This window comes from Nocardia sp. NPDC050799 (assembly GCF_040654015.1).
Lineage (GTDB): Bacteria > Actinomycetota > Actinomycetes > Mycobacteriales > Mycobacteriaceae > Nocardia.
Window position 1 is genome coordinate 1 of the sequence record NZ_JBFAHF010000092.1, and the last position, 3,617, is coordinate 3,617.

At 66.0% G+C, this 3,617-nt stretch carries 1 protein-coding gene; it reads right to left on the reverse strand.

What is annotated here, in order from left to right; all coding sequences use genetic code 11:
* A partial coding sequence (locus tag AB0H42_RS35525; protein ID WP_357064232.1) for a helix-turn-helix domain-containing protein occupies positions 1-3,617 on the reverse strand: 3,617 nt, incomplete at both ends.

A 3,617-nucleotide genomic window follows, 5' to 3' on the forward strand; every position in this document is an offset into this window, starting at 1 on the left:
TGCTCGATGGTGTTCTTGCCGTTGGCGAAGGTGATGTGGCGGACTGCGACCGTGCTCTCGGCGATCACGAGCTGCGTGCCGCGGCCGCCTTCCCGATCCGCAGCTTGTTCGTCGGCCGTCCACTTCGGCAGTTTCGCGGCGACGCCCGGGGCGATGTCATTGGTGACCGCGAGGTGCACCTGATGGTCGTCTCCGGCACCCCGAGTCGCCAGATCGAGGACTTCCTCCGGTGCGAGGCCGGCCGACGAGGCATTGCTGTGGAGGTGTTTCTTCGCGTTGGTGACCAGTTCGCTCACGGCTCGCATGACGCTGTCGACCAGGTCGCCGGAGATGTCCGCATCGTATTCCAGCAGCCGTGCCTCGACGGCATTGCGAATCCGGCGGACTTCCCGCTGGTACGGCGGTATCTCCTCGGGCTCGGATTCGCCGAACATCTCCATCAAGCGGTCGAGATCGATGTCTTCCGCGGCTCTTTCGACCGGCGGTTCCGCGGCCCGCTCCACCGGACCCGGGGTGCGCCCCAGCCGCCACTCGACCCGCACATAGCTGTGATCCCCCGTGATGTCGACGAGATCCACGTGCACCGCCTCGGCATCCAGCTCGACCCGGAGAGATATGGGCCCCTGCCCCCACCGAATCGACGCACCGACAGCCGCGGCGATCTCCCGCACGTACGCCGGCTCCGACCAACCCTCCAGCAACCCGGCGATCTGTCGTTCCACCAGGTCGGCCTGCGCCTCGTCACCGGCGGTGAGGTCGTCGAACCGCAGGCCCGGTTCGTCCGTGAGCGCCGAAGCAGAGAAGTGGTCCTCGGCGGCATCCAGGTCGATCGGGCCGATTCCCAGTTCCCGGCCGAGGAGCCGGAAAGCGCGTCGGCTCGGTGTGCGTTCCCCGCGTTCGATCTGGCCGATATACCTGTCGGTCAGGCCCGTATCGTCTGCCACATCGGACCGTTGCAGGCGATAGTGATACCTCAGTGCCCTGAACCACAGTCCCTGCTCCCCGGAAGTGTAGGCGGTCCGGTCGAGATCGAACCTCGCCTCCGGGTAGAACCGCCCGGCAGCGCGACCTGTCACGTCGGTCTCGATACCCAGTGCGTCGCACAGCGACAGGAAGACAACTACCCCGGGGGCTCGTTCACCTGTTTCGATCGAGCGAAGGTGGATGGTGCTGATCCCCGCGGCCTCCGCCACCTCCTCGGGGGATATGCCACGGTCGTAACGGAGTGCTCGGAGCCAAAGGCCGTGCTCCTCTGGCGCGTACGCAGCCGGGTCGAGGCCGACCCTCACCCCCGGGAAGAACCGGTCGGCGGCTGTATCGATGGCTTCGCGCTCGAGGCCCAACGCCTTACACACCGACAGGAAATCAACTACCCCGAGTTCACGCTCCGCCCGTTCGACCGATCGGAGACGTTCGGTGCCGATCCCTGCTGCCTGTGCCAGCTCTTCATCTGAGATGCCATGGTCGTTGCGCTGCGCTCGGAGCCACAGTCCGCGTTCCTCTCGGGCGTACGCAGTCGGGGCGAGATCCGCCGGCGTGTTCGGGAAGAACCGGTCGGCGGCCGTCCCGATGGCTTCGGCTCCAAGGTTCAACTCCTGACACAGCGATAGGAAAACAGCGGCACCCGGAACGGTCTCGCCCTTACCGATCGAGTTCAGATATTTCGCGCTGATCCCGCTGGCCTCCACCAGCTCATTCCACGACATGTCCCGGTCGTGAAGCATCGCCGAGAGCCAACGTCCCGGCGCGTCGAGTGGGTATGCGGCCGGTGCCAGATCGAAGTCGGCGTCCGGGTACACATTGCGTGCAATATCCACGAATTCGGATCTCGGCACACCCAGCGCCCGGCCGATCTTGACGAAGAGTCCGGGCCGCGGCCGCGTGCTTCCCCGTTCGATCCGGCTCATGGTGCTGGGATCGACATCCACAGCTCCGGCCAGGTCAGCCGCGGTCATAGTCCTGCCATCACGCCGGCCTTTGTCGTCACGCCGCGCAGTGATCCACGCGCCCCGCGCACGGTTCAACGCATTCGCGCTGTTCGGCGACGACGAATCGGCCGCGCTGTGCGACGGCTTACTGCCGATACTGTCCGGCGCGCCGGATGCCGCCGCGGCGCTCCCCGGCGTCGTATTCGCGGTCGGGCGGGCAGACTCGGGGGTGGGTCCAGGGTTGTCCGTGATGTGGTCAGGACCGTCGTGGGGTCGACTGCCGACCGGTCTGAATTCGTCACGGCGCCTATCGTTCGATATATCCCCGGCGGCTCCCGATCGAACGAGCATCGCTTCGTCCGTGCCCGGTTGTCCAACGGGTATCGCATCGATTTCGTCCTGCATGGCCGACGGAACGTCGACTCGCTGGGACGGTGGCAGCGTCTCGGCGTCGGGGGCTTCCGCGCGCGATCCGGAGACGAGGTTGCCGTCCCGATCGAACTCGATGGTCTCGAACCGCCGCTCGTCCGCGGGCATGCGGTTGATGAATACTTCCTGCTCGCGGCGCCAATCATCGAACCCGATGGCCTTGTTCAGCAAGGTGCGGCGATTGCGCAGATCTCGTGGACCGTAGTCGTTGTCGGTGTTGCGGTCGCGCGACGCGGCCAGGTCGACGACAACCAGGTTCGGTTCGTCGACCGAGATGCTGTCGTTGACCAGCAGTACCATATGCTCGTCGGCCTCGGTGCTGGTGCCGTTGGCTCGGGTGTCTTTCCATTTGTAGACCAGGACGCTGATTCCACCAGGTCGGGATTTCAGCGATTCGACCACTTCGTCCAGCGATCCGGTCTCCTCGAGCCCGGCGCCGAATATGTCGCGCACCGTTTCGCGGTCGTATCCCTCGAGGCTGGTCGGCGGCACCCGGAAGCGGCCGGCGTTGTCGGGACACAATACTCGCATTCCGGTTACGGCATTGTTGACGCAACTGTTGGGACTACGACGATGGATCTGCACGACCGAATCGAGCAGCGCCGAGAGTGCCAAGTATCGTGACGCGGCAGCGACGATGTCGTCGGCTGTCTCGCGGTCGACGTCGCTGTTCTGCGTGTCAGACTTCTGAGCAGCGGCATCCTGGGATGTCCCATGCCGGGAATCGTGGCCCAGCGGCCCGGAATCTGCGGCAGCCGAAGCAGCATCGTCGCGTACATCGGATTCGGCGATGTTCACGGCGGGTAGGTGATCGCCTACCGCCTCGCCGAGGATGTCGCGGGCGATGCCGGGGTTGATGCCGGCGACGGGGTAACCCAGCGCTGCGGCAAGCGCGTCCCTCGCCTCGGTCAGCGCGGGCTCGAGTGTTCGCATACCTTCGGCGCCGTCGACATCGGCGATCCGCAGGCCGAGTTCGGCGGCGAGCCGGTCCCGCAACGGGGTCATATGGTTCAGCGCCTGTTCGTCGGTGAACAACGCGCGCTGCAATGTCGTCGCGGGGGCGGTGGCCTCGACATGTTGTCGTAGTGCCTCCGCCGCGGCGGGCGCAATACCGGCCGGTTGCAGCAGTTCGCGGATCGGGTCGAGGGAGCCGTTGCGTTCGAGAGCGGCGATCTGGTTCGCGACCTCCGAAACCGGGACTCCCAGCAACCCGGCCAGGCGCGCGGTCCGATCCGCCGGTCCGTCCGGGCGGGTGAAGTC